This window comes from Clostridium folliculivorans, assembly GCF_024341905.1.
Classification (GTDB): Bacteria; Bacillota; Clostridia; order Clostridiales; family Clostridiaceae; genus Clostridium_AR; species Clostridium_AR folliculivorans.
Genome location: NZ_BQXY01000001.1, coordinates 1,002,783 through 1,016,625, shown reverse-complemented (window position 1 = coordinate 1,016,625; position 13,843 = coordinate 1,002,783). Strand labels below are relative to the sequence as shown.

At 28.1% G+C, this 13,843-nt stretch carries 16 protein-coding genes; 5 read left to right on the top strand and 11 right to left on the bottom strand.

Features of this window, described 5'->3' with window-relative positions:
• Window positions 1-33: 33 nt before the first annotated feature.
• From OCU55_RS04560 to OCU55_RS04550, 3 genes are all read left to right on the top strand, one after another.
• Window positions 34-156 (top strand): hypothetical protein, encoded by a 123-nt coding sequence (locus OCU55_RS04560; protein WP_261851118.1) that lies wholly within the window; start codon window positions 34-36, stop codon window positions 154-156.
• A 142-nt stretch (window positions 157-298) separates the two neighbouring features.
• Complete coding sequence (locus tag OCU55_RS04555) at window positions 299-1,261, top strand: helix-turn-helix transcriptional regulator (protein ID WP_261851117.1); 963 nt, start codon at window positions 299-301, stop codon at window positions 1,259-1,261.
• 100 nt (window positions 1,262-1,361) lie between these two features.
• The gene (locus tag OCU55_RS04550) at window positions 1,362-1,988 is read left to right on the top strand and encodes a type 1 glutamine amidotransferase family protein (protein WP_261851116.1); all 627 of its coding nucleotides are present in this window, start codon (window positions 1,362-1,364) and stop codon (window positions 1,986-1,988) included.
• Window positions 1,989-2,067: 79 nt separating this feature from the next.
• Here the strand turns inward: OCU55_RS04550 and OCU55_RS04545 are convergent, their stop codons facing one another.
• Both OCU55_RS04545 and OCU55_RS04540 read right to left on the bottom strand, forming a co-directional pair.
• Window positions 2,068-2,799: a LytR/AlgR family response regulator transcription factor gene (locus OCU55_RS04545; RefSeq protein WP_261851115.1), complete on the bottom strand. Its 732-nt coding sequence runs from the start codon at window positions 2,797-2,799 to the stop codon at window positions 2,068-2,070.
• Window positions 2,800-2,811: 12 nt separating this feature from the next.
• Window positions 2,812-4,107: a sensor histidine kinase gene (locus tag OCU55_RS04540; protein ID WP_261851114.1), complete on the bottom strand. Its 1,296-nt coding sequence runs from the start codon at window positions 4,105-4,107 to the stop codon at window positions 2,812-2,814.
• A gap of 251 nt (window positions 4,108-4,358) precedes the next feature.
• Between OCU55_RS04540 and OCU55_RS04535 the strand changes: the two genes are divergently transcribed.
• Both OCU55_RS04535 and OCU55_RS04530 read left to right on the top strand, forming a co-directional pair.
• Window positions 4,359-4,760 carry a DUF6608 family protein gene (locus OCU55_RS04535; protein ID WP_261851113.1) on the top strand — a complete coding sequence of 134 codons (402 nt, stop codon included), beginning with the start codon at window positions 4,359-4,361 and terminating at the stop codon, window positions 4,758-4,760.
• 238 nt (window positions 4,761-4,998) lie between these two features.
• On the top strand, window positions 4,999-5,502 hold the full coding sequence (locus OCU55_RS04530; protein WP_261851112.1) for a hypothetical protein: 504 nt from the start codon (window positions 4,999-5,001) through the stop codon (window positions 5,500-5,502).
• 740 nt (window positions 5,503-6,242) lie between these two features.
• Here the strand turns inward: OCU55_RS04530 and OCU55_RS04525 are convergent.
• The 9 genes from OCU55_RS04525 to OCU55_RS04485 form a co-directional block, all read right to left on the bottom strand.
• Window positions 6,243-7,403: a hypothetical protein gene (locus OCU55_RS04525; RefSeq protein WP_261851111.1), complete on the bottom strand. Its 1,161-nt coding sequence runs from the start codon at window positions 7,401-7,403 to the stop codon at window positions 6,243-6,245.
• A gap of 32 nt (window positions 7,404-7,435) precedes the next feature.
• Window positions 7,436-8,029 carry a DsbA family protein gene (locus OCU55_RS04520; protein WP_261851110.1) on the bottom strand — a complete coding sequence of 198 codons (594 nt, stop codon included), beginning with the start codon at window positions 8,027-8,029 and terminating at the stop codon, window positions 7,436-7,438.
• 57 nt (window positions 8,030-8,086) lie between these two features.
• Complete coding sequence (locus tag OCU55_RS04515) at window positions 8,087-9,229, bottom strand: cysteine desulfurase family protein (protein WP_261851109.1); 1,143 nt, start codon at window positions 9,227-9,229, stop codon at window positions 8,087-8,089.
• A 37-nt stretch (window positions 9,230-9,266) separates the two neighbouring features.
• Window positions 9,267-9,560 (bottom strand): hypothetical protein, encoded by a 294-nt coding sequence (locus OCU55_RS04510; RefSeq protein ID WP_261851108.1) that lies wholly within the window; start codon window positions 9,558-9,560, stop codon window positions 9,267-9,269.
• 85 nt (window positions 9,561-9,645) lie between these two features.
• On the bottom strand, window positions 9,646-10,380 hold the full coding sequence (locus tag OCU55_RS04505; protein WP_261851107.1) for a hypothetical protein: 735 nt from the start codon (window positions 10,378-10,380) through the stop codon (window positions 9,646-9,648).
• Between the two features lie 196 nt (window positions 10,381-10,576).
• Window positions 10,577-12,067 carry a hypothetical protein gene (locus tag OCU55_RS04500; protein ID WP_261851106.1) on the bottom strand — a complete coding sequence of 497 codons (1,491 nt, stop codon included), beginning with the start codon at window positions 12,065-12,067 and terminating at the stop codon, window positions 10,577-10,579.
• Window positions 12,057-12,770: an ABC transporter ATP-binding protein gene (locus OCU55_RS04495; protein ID WP_261851105.1), complete on the bottom strand. Its 714-nt coding sequence runs from the start codon at window positions 12,768-12,770 to the stop codon at window positions 12,057-12,059. The genes OCU55_RS04500 and OCU55_RS04495 overlap by 11 nt, the downstream gene beginning before the upstream one ends.
• Window positions 12,760-13,032, bottom strand: coding sequence for a hypothetical protein (locus OCU55_RS04490; RefSeq protein ID WP_261851104.1), 273 nt, complete (start codon window positions 13,030-13,032; stop codon window positions 12,760-12,762). Before OCU55_RS04490 ends, OCU55_RS04495 begins: the two co-directional genes overlap by 11 nt.
• 394 nt (window positions 13,033-13,426) lie before the next feature.
• A complete protein-coding gene (locus OCU55_RS04485; RefSeq protein ID WP_261851103.1) occupies window positions 13,427-13,645 on the bottom strand; it encodes a hypothetical protein in 219 nt (72 codons plus the stop codon).
• Between the last annotated feature and the right edge of the window lie 198 nt (window positions 13,646-13,843).

Sequence of the window (13,843 nt, the reverse complement as noted above, 5' to 3'; positions counted from 1 at the left end):
GAGTACATAGTAAACTATAATTGTGGAGGAATTATGAGTTTGGCCTTTAATCAGAAGGAACAGCTACTATCAATTTTAGAAGAAATTCTTGTCTTAGATTCACAACAAGTCAAGTGGAACAAGAAGTTAAAAAGTTTGGATTTTATATTTGAATGATAGAGAACCAATGCACGTATAACATCCGTTATACTTTGTAAGTTATGTTACAATAAGTATAATTACAAACTATAGTCCAATGAAGTGCATTACATTTATTTATAAATGATACTATTAAAAATCTATGGAAGTGGGGCGCATTATGCCAAAAAATGATAATATGCTAGCAATTTTATGGATGCTGAATTCAGGTACAAAAATAACTGCAAAGCAAATATCCGAAAGGTTAGAAATAAACATAAGGTCAGTTTATCGTTATATGGATGCATTGTGTGTTAGTGGAGTGCCAATAATTTCGGAGCCTGGTCATAACGGCGGATATAGTTTGCTTAACAATTTTATCCGAACACCCCTGTTTTTTGACCTTGAAGAGAAAAAATCACTTTTACATGCTGCCATTTTTGCAATGGAAGCAGGCTATCCTTTTATGGAAGCACTAAATAGTGCAACATCAAAGTTAAAGATGTTCTCGAATCAAGAACAAGAAAAAGCTCTCAATCGTCATTTAATCGGATTTGAAGTAGTGAGTCGTATTTGCGATCCAGCTGTCAAACCTATATTAACGGAACTCGAGCAAGCTGTTGCTAATGAATGCTCTATTGAAATTGAATACTGTTCAGGTTATGAAGGGCATCTCAAGCATAGGGTTGTTGACCCCTACGGGATGCTTTACTGGAACAATAAATGGTATGCTATTGCATTTTGCCATCTTAGGAATGAAATTCGTAGCTTTAGGGTAGATAGAATAGTAAATATTATAAGTACTAAAAATACATTTAAGCGTCCTGAAGCTTTTTCCGCACGTGAGTTTTTTACAAAAAACTTATTATCGGATGTGGAAAGCAAAGTAGGACTTTGCACTTTAGTAATTGAGGGCAAGTCAGAAGCATTGAATGACCTTTGTGCACATTGGTTCTTAGGGTATCATCTGATAGAACGAACTGAATGCAGAGCTAACTTTTTAATGGATGAATACTCAATCCATACCTATGTTCCTCATATCCTACTTCAATATGGTAAATCAATAAAGGTGCTTGAACCGAATAGTTTTAATGCTGCTATGGGAGCAATTCTTGAAGATTTGATGGCCCATTATCTTCACTGACCGAATTTGTCAGTGAAGATAATATATAATTGATCAAGATGGAGTTTGAGACCATCCTGTAACAAATAGCAACAATAAAATTAATGTGGAGGAATAGATAATGAGGAATACAGTATATCTTTATGTATTTGATACAATGGCAGACTGGGAAATAGGTTATTTAAGCACTGAAATCAATTCGGGAAGGTACTACAAAAAGGGATTAATGCCGCTAAAAGTAGTAACCGTAGGAATTACCAAGACCCCTATTACTACAATGGGAGGTCTGAAAATATTGCCAGATATTGAACTTAAGGAGTGTAGTGTTAAAGATACTGCTGCTTTGATTCTACCTGGTGGGAATACATGGACAGAAGCAATTCATGCTCCCATTATAAGAATGGCTGAAAAATATTTAGAGAAAGGTATTGTTGTAGGGGCAATTTGTGGTTCTACAATAGGACTTGCTATGGGGGGAGTATTGGATCAACGAGCTCATACAAGCAATGACTTGGGGTATCTTAAAATGGTCTGCCCAAGCTATTATGGAGAAAAGTATTATAAGCAGGAATGTGTAGTAACTGATGGAAGTTTGATTACTGCTTCTGGAATAGCTCCCCTTGAATTTGCTTTGCATATACTGAAAATTCTAGATGTATTCTTACCGCAAACCCTAGATTCCTGGTACAATCTTTATAAAACCCAAGAGTCAAAATATTTCTTTGAGTTGATGAACTCAATTCAATAAAATGGCTTAAAGTGGAAAATCCAATCTATAATTTTTAATAGGCTATATTTCAATACTATATTAAAACATAGCCTATTATTTAAACATTAGATAATAATCCCTTTAATCCTCTGGTTGATATTAAACATACTTCTCCACTAATCATATGGACTTCCCTATTCTTTTTATCTATCTTTTCAATCTTTGATTTATTGACTATAAATGAAGTATGGCACCTACAAAAATTATCGTCTTTTAGTCTATCTTCTAATTCCTTCATCTTTCCATAAAACTCAATCTGCCTGTCCATGCAATGAACTATTACCTTATGAATAGACGTCGAGGTTTCGAAGAAAAGAATATCATTATAATCTATATTTATAATCATATCATCAGACTTAATGCTAAACACTTTATTTATACCAGCTTTATGCGAGTATTTCTCATGAGCATTCTTTATGCAATCATGAATTTTTTTCTTGATATTTTTATAATTATCTTTAATTATAAAGTCCATTGCTTCAACTTTATATGTAAAAGTTAAAAAGCTCATCTCAGCATGAGTGGTTACAAATATTATAAATCCTCTAGGATCAAATTTTCTTATCTTTTCTGCTAGTTCTATGCCATTTATATCTGAATGAAGATCAATATCTAAGAAATAAATTCCTGATATAGTTCCTCCATTTATGTATTCAATCAATTCATATGGAGATGAAGTTGCTAAAGCTAGTTCCATATCAAAGTTTTCTATTAGAAGTACATCACTAATTATTTTCTTAAAATTCATTAATTGTTCCTTATTATCTTCACAAATAAAAACCTTTAACACCTAAATCATCTCCTATATTTTTAAAGTTTGAGTAAATACACCATCAACTATTTTAGTCTCAATGGTTGCTTTACTGTAGTCACTTAATATTTCCTTTAGGTTTGAAAGACCTATTCCCCTATTTTCACCTTTTGTACTAAATCCTTTTTTGAAAATTTTATGAATTGGTGCTACATTCTCCGGTACAGAGTTAGAAACTATTAAAACCACATAATCTCCACTATTTATTAATGCAATTGCTATCTGTTTGTCAAAACTCTCCTGTGCTGCATCTATTGCATTATCCAATAAAATTCCAAGAATCCTGCACATAGAAATTATATTGATATTAATTTTATTAATAGGGTCTACTACTTCCACTCTAGTTTCTATATTTAACTTTTGGGCTTTAATTAACTTAGATGCAATTAATCCCTTTATTTCAATAATCTTTACATTCTTTAAAATACCTATATTATCATTTCTTTTTTCAAAAGCTTCATTTAGCCCAAGTATATCTTTTTCGAAATATTCCTTAAGGCCATCAAGGTTATTATTATCTATATATCCAGTTAAAGATGCTAAGATATTTGTATAATCATGCCTAAATTTTCTCATCTCTGAATATAAAGATTCTATATTTTCGGTATACTCTTTTAAGTTTTTTAATTCATTTTCTCTACTTTCGATTTCTAATTTTCTTGTAATACTTTCCTTCATTGTCTTATATATAAATATCAGCATTCCAAAATATAAAAAATATAATAATAGATTAAGTACCATCTTTTCATTTGATGACCCATTATCTCTATTAAACACAATGTAATTAACATAAAAAATAACTATGGTCAGCAAAAGAGCCAACGCCATAAATATATACTCTTTATTCGTTTTAGATAGAGCTAGTTTGTCCATATTATTTTTTAAAACTTTTCTAAGTATTATTGCGATAATTAAACTGATAATAGTACCAAGAAATATTAAAAGACTGTAGGTTGTAAAAGAACTTCTAGCACTGTATACATCAATCTTCAAAATTCCATAACAAATTATCAACTGAATAATGTTAGCAAAAAAACAAGTTAATAGAGTGCTCAGCGTTATGAATAGTGCATGTATCTTTTTCATGTTTCTACTTAAAAAAATAAATATAATAACACTTACCCCCATTACAATAAGGCTTTGAAACCTAGTAACCAGTAGACAACTTAATAAATAGCTACAGATATATATATAAATATAGGTTTTTATAGAAATCTTATAGTAATTAACTGTATATAGAATAATTGTTATCATCATTATGTCTTCTAACATCATAACGTATACCACACCATCACCCCATTACGATTTTAACAATTAATTACATACACGTCAATTTTTATCAAACTTGTAGCACTTTTTACTTTACATATTAAGAGTATATACATTTTTTATAATATATAGTTTCTTTTTTCACTATAAAGGAAATACTCAAAAATAATACTACAATTTATATATAAGGTCGTGATGAAACATAGATTGAAAATTAATCTTTGAACTTTATACATAATGTAGCCATATTTAAGGGAGGTAATCTATTATTGAAGAAAATAATTAATTCTTTTTTACTTTTTACTGTTATTTTTACTGTGGTAACCCTAGTTAGCTCATCCTGGCAGTTATTAACCGGTGCAACAAGTGATACAAATGGCCATATCTTAATCAGAGCTATATTCACTTTCATCGGAGTTTGTTTTTATGGGATTTTTAGATATTTAAATATAAGAAACTCATGGGTAAAATTATTTGTTCAGTACGTAGCTTCGATTTTATGTATCTTTTTGACAGTCTGGTGTATCGGATTTATCGGTGAGCTTTCTAAAAACGCATATAGAGATGCTTTTTTAAACTGGACTTTTATTTTTCTATCAGTAGTAATTGTCCAATTTATTATTAAGACACTAAGAAATATAAAAAGAACATCTAGTCCCAATGAAACATAAAGCCAGTTAGAGTTTTACTCCAACTGGCTTTTGCTTTTTTATTTTATTAATGGCAGCGACACGGTTGGGTTTTACCAAGTTCAATAAAAAATGACTCGTATTTTTCGTAGAACTCAATGATTAAGTCAAATCTCCATAAATTATAATGAATAAGTTCTTACTACATTTATATAATCAAATTGTAAGTTACTGTAATTATTGTTATATTTATAATATCATCAATTTTAGGAGATTTTTTATGAAATTAAAGGTTTTAATATTAGCCGCTATATTTTTATTCATTCTATCACTTTATCCAGTAGTAAAGTTCTTCCTTCCACCAGGTAGGGAGTATATAACTTCCCGTGAAGTTGATGATTTTACTAAGCAAATAGAAAAAGAAAACGTATTTATATCCAGTTGTAAGATTTATAATTTTCAAGGAAGTCTTTACTTTGACTATAAGTTAAAGAAAAGCTCAAGTTATGAGATTAAAAAATATATGGACAATATTTTTAATATTAGTGATGATTTTGCAATGAGTGATAAAACCTTAAAAAAATTAGTATTTCCTAGCAATTCTAATCCTAAAGGGCTTAGAATTTTAATAGAAATTAAACTTGGAGATGATCGTTACTCTTATGAAGGTAATATAATTAGGTATGATCGCGCAAAAGATGTTGAATATAACGATAATTTTAAGACATGGGATTTGTATAAAAATAATGAATTAATTAATGAGTTTATAAAGGAAACTTACTAACTACCATCAAAAATTTTTATTTTATGTGATAAATTTAAGAAAAACCTTATACGAAGCTATTTACTCATAATTTTATATGCACGCTTCACACTATTGCAAGCTTACAAAAAATTTTGTTTTTAAGTTTGTGGAAAACAAATTGAAATAAACTGGTACATTACTCATCAGAATAAGAAAATTTATAAAATTTTACTTCTGAAGAATTGGGTGATTTAATTGGAATTACAGGAGCTGTAATCATAGGCTATGAAAATGATAATTCCTCCCCTTTCAGAAAAGTACTAATATAACTAGTTAAAGTTTTAGGTACTGAGGTTTTATGTGACGATTACTCTAGATTTATTATAACTAATTATGGACTGTTTTTAACCCGATTGCGGAAAAATAATAAACTAACATATATTGAGTCTGCTGTAAAATTATATATTAGATGTGTAGAATTCCAGATTTTCTCTAACTTCCTCAAGGTTACTCCTAACCTTAAATACTTTAAAACTTTTGAATAATTTGCAAATTAGTCTGTGTCCCTTAGGATGAGATTTTGCCTAGTGCTTCCTTCATATTCTATCTCACTATAGACCCCCTTGCCCTTGTCTAGTAGCTACCACTAAAAAGCCCACAGCGTACTTACACCTCCAAGTTGTTTCCCATGCCGGGCACACTACAAATAGGATTAAGACATTAAATCCTAATCCTATTTTAATTATTAGTTCGTGAACATTCGCCTGCCTTATTATAATCTAGAAAAATATAACTGCAGCAATACACAATATTGCTATCACTATTGAATTAGCCAATTTAATATAATGAAGCTTAGATCTCATTATATCTGATACATCAAAGATACTTGTTCCTCTATCTATTAGTAGTGTAATTATTAATGGTGGAATGCAGAATGCACTACTATATATAATTAGTTGAAAAAAGGCTATTAACGAAAATTGAGTGCTTGACCTTACCATATAAGCTAGAGTTGCTACGTATATCTGTCCAGTACACATAAATTCTCCAATTGATACTGCAATACCTACTATAAAACATAAAAGTATAAGAATATAGCTATTTTTACCTTCTAACAAATTATTGATTAACTTATGGTTATATGAACGAACCTTTTTTGGTAATTGATTTTTAATATGTTTATAATCATTTTTTTTAATAGATAAAAAATCTTTCATATTAAGGTATATCAATAAACTTGAAAATAAAATGAACACTATCTTAAGCCCAACCTTGTAATATCCAACATTAAGTTTACTTATGCTACTATAAAGAAGTGATCCTAATAGTAAATATGTAATAAACTTACCAACTACAAAAGCAAACCCCATTCGTTTTATACCAGCATTTTTAGAATTTATAATCGTTAAGAAAAATAACAACATTGAAATTGAGCATGGGTTTAGACCATTCAGCAATCCAACCACGAATATACTCAAAGTATCTTTTACTGAAAAGTAATTAATACTATCAGACTTTCCTAATACAGGTGTTTCTTTTACGTTTTCATCTAATAATAACTTAGGCAGTAAATTTTTAATTTCATCTTTACCCTTATAATACTTATCAGCTACAAAAAGAATAGGAACACTTTGTTCATCTTTAGGTACTTTGTAATATTCATAATATTGCTGAAGCAATTTTAAATTTTGATCTTCATTCAAACTATATTCTTTAAAATTAAATTTATATTTCAGCTTTAGAATACTTGAATTAGAAGAAATTTCATTAAGAACTTTTTTATCTTCTATACATTCTCCACACAGCGGTACTGAAAAGTAGATACCAGTAATTGTTGTTGTTTTTGCAACTGCATCTACCTTGTCCGATCTGCTAACTAAAATACTTAAAACTAAAATCAAACTAAAACAAATACTATATAAAATTCTCTTCTTCTTCATAATAGCATCCTAACCTCTCAACCAAAAACACTTTATTTTTTAAGTTCCTTATCTATTGTCCTTATTAAGTCATCTTTATTTATTATCCCTACAAACTTAGTGTCATTTATATATGTAGTTGGAATCATCTCAAGATTTAACTCTTTTACTTCACTTTTAATTTTATTTACTACACCTAATTTTTTTTCATATAATTGTCCATCTAATAAAGTTTTATTACTTTGCTCTGATGTGTCAGAATTATATGTGCTACCATATAACTTAGAGAGATTGTTAAAATCTTTTTCTTCGCTTACTGATAATTTCATATATTCAGCATCATTTGTAGGCTTCAGTATATATACAACTTCTCCTCTGTCTATATACTGTTTTATAGTGTCTGCATTAGTTTCATGGTTTTTCTTACAACTTGCGCATCTAAAATCTGTATATTCTATAATTTTTACAGGAGCATTTACATTTCCATAAACCATTCCTTCATCTGAAATTTTAATTTTACTATCATCTTTTGTTTTTGCTGTTCCTGAAATTTGATTTATGCTAGTATAAACTAGAATTCCAATTATAATAAGTAAACTAGCAATCACTCCACCTTTAAAAATTGATTTGACATTTTTTATTGACATTTGTTCACATTTCTCCTATTTTATTATTCTTTATAAAAAAATCGAACAAATAATAGATCAAATACTTTCGTTTATTATTTGCCCTATAACTTCCACAACATAGTCAAGCTCATTTTTTGTTGTAAGTAATCCTAATGATATTCTTATTGCTGATTTTGCTAAATCCTCTGCTAATCCGATTGCAGATAATACATGTGATCCTGTGATGTTCCCTGCTGTACAAGCGCTTCCTGCGGATACATAGATATTCCTATTTTCAAGCTTTAATAGCATTTCATGTGAATCAATTCCTGGAATTGAAATATTTATATTATTAGGCAAGGTGTTGAATTTATCTGGATTGTTAAGTATAATATTGGGATTTTCATTAAGTAACTTATCTAAAAAATATTCTTTAAGTTCATACAACCTTATTTTCTCAGTTTGTAATTCAATATTAGATAACAAAGCAGCCTTTCCAAATCCAACTATACCAGTAACATTCTCTGTGCCAGCCCTTCTAAAACTCTCTTGTTTTCCTCCATGGATTAGATTGTCTAATATAACGCCATCCCTTATAAATAGTGCTCCACATCCTTTAGGACCATAAATTTTATGTGAAGACATAGAGAGTAAATCAATACCAATATTTTTTACATCAATATCAATATGCCCTACAGCTTGTACAGCATCAGTGTGAAAGTAAACGTTATTTTTTTTACATATTTCTGCTATTTCCTTCATCGGTTGAATCGTACCAATTTCATTATTTGCATAGTTTATAGAGACAACTAAGGTATCTTTAGATACACAGTTCTCAAGAAAATTTAGATCCACTCTTCCTTGACTATTTACAGGTAAATAAACTATTTCAAATCCATTTTTTGACAAAAAATCACAAGTGGTCAATATTGAGTGATGCTCAATAGCACTAGTAACAATTTTTTTTCCTTTTGATTTATTTGCGAAAGCAATCCCTTTTAAGGCCCAATTGTTCGATTCAGATCCTCCGCTAGTAAAAAAAACCTCATTTTTATTACATTTTATAAGCTCCGCAACATTCTTTCTAGCTCTATTTATAGCAATTTTATTTTGTCTTCCATCAAAGTATAAAGATGAGGGATTTGCATAAAACTCACTTAAATAAGGATTTATTTCTGTAATGACTTCAGGTCTTATAAAAGTTGTAGCTGCATAATCAAGATAGATCTTGTCACTCATAATTTACCTCCCAAAACATACATCTAACCCTTTAAATTTAGTTTATCTTCTGAATAATGCATTCATCTAGGCTCTCAATATCAATTGAATTTAATATAGAGTCATAGTAGTCACATATTTCTATTTGTTTATTAGAAATTTTATCAATAAGTTTCTCTATATCTAACGTTATAGTTTTAATAGCATAACTTTTATTTATTATACATGGGTCATCATCATCAAATAACTCAATACATTTGCTTAGCACAACAGATTCTCTAATTGGAATATTAGAAACATATCCACTAAATACTACCTTACTATCATTTAAAACTTCAATTTTCTTCTTCATTTCCTTACAGCTCCTTTTGTCCTAATAAACGTAAATTATTTAGAATCGGTAATTTCTAATGTACACCCCAAAATACCAGAATCTATTATTTATCGTTGTTTTTATGTTTTATTGATTTAATCGCTGAAATCAAATGTTTTCCATCAGATGCTAGAGGTATTATACTAAAAATGTTGAATATCCATGGAAAAATAAAAAACACTCTAACACAAAACTGAACAATCTCATTTTTCACAAAAAATACAACTAAAAATAGTAGTACTCCGATTATGAAATTTGTTATTGCAGGCACAATAGAAATTAGAATTCTATTCTTATTGCTCATTGGGAGATTTGGTAAATAGACAGATATACTCATATTTTTCCAAGCCAAAATTCCTAATTCTTTATTTTTATATTTCCTAAACAGATATAAATGTAATGACTCATGTAAGGATAATATCATAATAAAGTTAAAGAAAAATGCAGCTATAATTAAAGAAAAATAGATATTATTGCTTAATAAGTATAATACTGCCGTAAATACAGTTATAATAGGAGAAAAAAAAGTAGTCATTTTTCCCATTACGCTAATAAATATTTCATAAAGTCTAAACCCTTTAATCTCAAATCTTTCTACATAATTAAGCGAAAATCTTCTAAAAATTTTTTCCAAAACTGAATCATATTCAATATTTATCATACATTCTCGATTAATTGAGCTAATTGTTTTAATTGAATTCACATCACCTGTTACACTATATTCTTTTTCTAAGGCCAAATCATATATAATGTATTGTGAAATAATTATGCTTTTATCTTTTTTTAAACACTTTATCATAAAATTACCTATCTTCATTTTATTTTCAAATTTAATTTACATATATAAGTATATTCTAGTTACTAATATACAAAAGCAAATATTGACTTAAGAAATCTAACAATACATAATAACGCGGTGAAAATATCAAACATCATAAAGATATATATATTAAAAACTTAAAACCAAATGGATCTTCATTTATATCAAATTTGTTCTAAAGATTTTCTTCTTTAAATAGCTTACAATTTTGTAGCCAAATAGCTAAAGATTGTAACAAAACCCACACCACTAGTAATGCAATTTTTACTAAAGTTATTGATATTGTATAAAGTTGTACATAATATATTGAGATCATAACTAATGGAATTAAAAACAAAATTATAGCACATATCACTGCTGTTGAACCAAAAGTGCTTTTTCGACTATAAGGAAAAACAGTTCCTAAAAAAGAAAAAACTGAAGTAGATACTAACGTACATAATATTATGATATCAATGTTACTTAAAATCATATCGCTTCTAAAAAATAGAGATATAATAAAACACTGTAAAAAAACCAGAACTAAACCTGCAATATATTTATAAATAAGCATTTTATAAGAATCCTTTAATACTGCCTTATAGATATATTTCATACTTGGCTCATTCCCAAAAGAGTAAAATAATGAAACTGTTGGGATTGCTAAAATTGCCTCAGCCACATACATACTATCAAAACTGTAATGAACCACTTGCTTTAATACAATCAATATTAAAATTGAACAGACAAAACTAGATATATTATCACTATTCCTAAAATATTCTATTATCTCTTTTGTTATTATTGCTTTCTCATTTAAAAGAAACGGGATTTTATTTGATAACCTACTAGCTCTTTTACAATTCTTGTCCTTAATTTTTACTAGATTGGACAATATAAATATTATACAAATAGAGAAAAGCATACAAATATAAGTGATACTATTAATTTCCACAACATTTCTCAATTCAGCTGAAAAAAGTAAAAATATCGGTGAGCAAAAATATGTGATATTATAGTCAAAATCAATTGAGTAAATATGATTAGCATTACCGAAGATTTTTGAAAAAATATATATTGATATACCAACCAACAAATAGTTTGTAATTTGCCTATAATAGCTAATGCCAATTTTATAAAATACATAAGTAGAAAAATTATATACTATGTCCAGACATATTATATAAAAAATGGTTTGAATTACTATATATACAAGAAAAGTAATCTTAAAACCTGTTGTCAGCAATGATTCTAATACTGCTGGATAATACAGTGATAATAAAATTAAATCACATCCTATAATAATCCATGTATACTTACTTAAATTTATACTCAGATTTCTAATCCAATAAGATACTCCGTAATTCGATAACATCTTTTCAACATTATCCTCTTCTGGAGAAAGCATTTTTAATAGAAAATAAAAAATTGATATAATTATACTAGTGTTTATACCAACTGCCTTCATCAGAGAAAATATATTTGTTGTACTTCCACCTGTAACATAAGCAGAAAACAAGCCACTAACTGAATCTTTTAAAACTACAGAAAACAACAATAATAATATGATAAAAATTAATGAGAAAACCAAAGTATAAAATTTATATTTATCATAAATCTTTTTTATATTTCTAAAAAGAAGTTTATTAACAAAATTAGAAACAATAAAAAATTCTCTAAACATCATTCAATACCCTCTTGCCATTTATTTTTATGAATAATTCTTCTAAATTACTTACTTCATTTTCCTCAATAACCTTTTTGGGATTTCCATCCACCACTTTTTTCCCTTCACTTAACATTATTATTTGGTCACAAACTTGTTCAGATGAGAGCATATCATGAGAAGATAGTAGTATTGTTGCATCAAGTTTTATAAACTTCCTTAAAAGTTCTTTCGTTGTTATTATAGCTTCTACATCTAATCCTCTGAATGGTTCATCTAAAACTAATAATTGTGGTTCCAATAAATATGCACCTATAATCTGTATTTTCTTTTTCATTCCATAAGAATAACTCCCAATCAATTGTGTACTCGCCTCTTGCATATCATATATATCTAGAAGCAAATCAATTTTGTCTTTAGTCGTTTTTCCATACAACTTCATCAAAAATTCTAAATACTCTTTTCCTGTAAGTAATTCAGGCAGAATGTTTTCATCAGGTATGAAAAAGAACTTTTTATTACTCTTTAAATTTTCATGCCATGTGATTACTCCATTATCGTATTTCAAGTTACCAAGCATACAGTTAATTAATGTGGTTTTTCCTGATCCATTTGGCCCAATTATTCCAACAATCTTACCAAAATCCAAATTAAATGATACTTGGTTTAGTGCCTTTTTTTTATTTCTATATGTTTTATCTATATTTTTTACTTCAACTAGCATTTCTTTTCCCCTTTTCATTAATAGTTTTATACATAAATAATAATATGAAACTAATAACAAAGGCTCCTAATATAGAAACTGCAAAACTTGGTTTTATATTCAGGCTTGCAGAAGCAGAATTTCCTGTTAATTGGAGAATTAAGTTAAATCCCAAAAATGAAAAAGACTTGTCATTAAACATATTGTATATTGAAATAACAATGACTATAAGCGGATAAAAGATTATGGCTATAAATAGCGACTTTATTGCAACTGATTTCATTAACGCCCACTCCTCTATATTTTGTATATAAAGTATCTATCAACATTAGATCAAATACTTTTTATTGATAAATTGCTATATCCTAGTATGATCATTTAAAAACTAAGAATTATGTTCCATGGTTATCATCCAACAATTTACTTATTATCACTCTTTTCTATTTAAAAATTTACACACCAAAATTATCTTATTTTGCAAACAAACTAAACTTCTAATCAATCATTAAATTACGAACTAAATATTTGCTAAAATACACAATAATTAATTTTGAGTACAATATATTTGTTACTCTATTTCATTGATTTTTTAACTTTATCAAATATTATATTATTTTAAATTTTTCTTAATATATAGATATTGGAGATATTTCTATCTCCAATATCTACATATTAACCTACCATTGACATTTTACATTTAAAGTCCAGAAATCTTTCCAGCTATAATTTCCTGTGAAGGTTCCATGACCATGAGTAACACACCAAATTGTCATTGCAACAATTAAAACAGCTGCTAATACCAAAAGCACAGCCAATAATACTAGAAACCAAGCTTCATACTTACTTAAAGCCATATTTCTCATATCTACTATAGAGTTTGTTATTGAATCTACCATATTATCACCCCCCGTATATGCTAATCAAACAAGCTAACGCTTGTCCATTTAAAACTAACGGAACACAACGTTAATGTGTAACTTTAACATTATATCCATTTATAGGTATATTATCATACTTATTTGAGCTTATCAACATTTTTTATATCAAATTGTATATTTTCACTTTTTTATTTTTAATAAATGACTGTTTCTATA

Bases quoted from the DNA above. Each gene is read 5' to 3' on its own strand.
- OCU55_RS04560 (WP_261851118.1), top strand. From the start codon at position 34: ATGAGTTTGGCCTTTAATCAGAAGGAACAGCTACTATCAATTTTAGAA.
- OCU55_RS04555 (WP_261851117.1), top strand. From the start codon at position 299: ATGCCAAAAAATGATAATATGCTAGCAATTTTATGGATGCTGAATTCA.
- OCU55_RS04550 (WP_261851116.1), top strand. From the start codon at position 1,362: ATGAGGAATACAGTATATCTTTATGTATTTGATACAATGGCAGACTGG.
- OCU55_RS04530 (WP_261851112.1), top strand. From the start codon at position 4,999: ATGAAATTAAAGGTTTTAATATTAGCCGCTATATTTTTATTCATTCTA.
- OCU55_RS04525 (WP_261851111.1), bottom strand. From the start codon at position 7,403: ATGAAGAAGAAGAGAATTTTATATAGTATTTGTTTTAGTTTGATTTTA.
- OCU55_RS04520 (WP_261851110.1), bottom strand. From the start codon at position 8,029: ATGTCAATAAAAAATGTCAAATCAATTTTTAAAGGTGGAGTGATTGCT.
- OCU55_RS04515 (WP_261851109.1), bottom strand. From the start codon at position 9,229: ATGAGTGACAAGATCTATCTTGATTATGCAGCTACAACTTTTATAAGA.
- OCU55_RS04510 (WP_261851108.1), bottom strand. From the start codon at position 9,560: ATGAAGAAGAAAATTGAAGTTTTAAATGATAGTAAGGTAGTATTTAGT.
- OCU55_RS04505 (WP_261851107.1), bottom strand. From the start codon at position 10,380: ATGATAAAGTGTTTAAAAAAAGATAAAAGCATAATTATTTCACAATAC.
- OCU55_RS04500 (WP_261851106.1), bottom strand. From the start codon at position 12,067: ATGATGTTTAGAGAATTTTTTATTGTTTCTAATTTTGTTAATAAACTT.
- OCU55_RS04495 (WP_261851105.1), bottom strand. From the start codon at position 12,770: ATGCTAGTTGAAGTAAAAAATATAGATAAAACATATAGAAATAAAAAA.
- OCU55_RS04490 (WP_261851104.1), bottom strand. From the start codon at position 13,032: ATGAAATCAGTTGCAATAAAGTCGCTATTTATAGCCATAATCTTTTAT.
- OCU55_RS04485 (WP_261851103.1), bottom strand. From the start codon at position 13,645: ATGGTAGATTCAATAACAAACTCTATAGTAGATATGAGAAATATGGCT.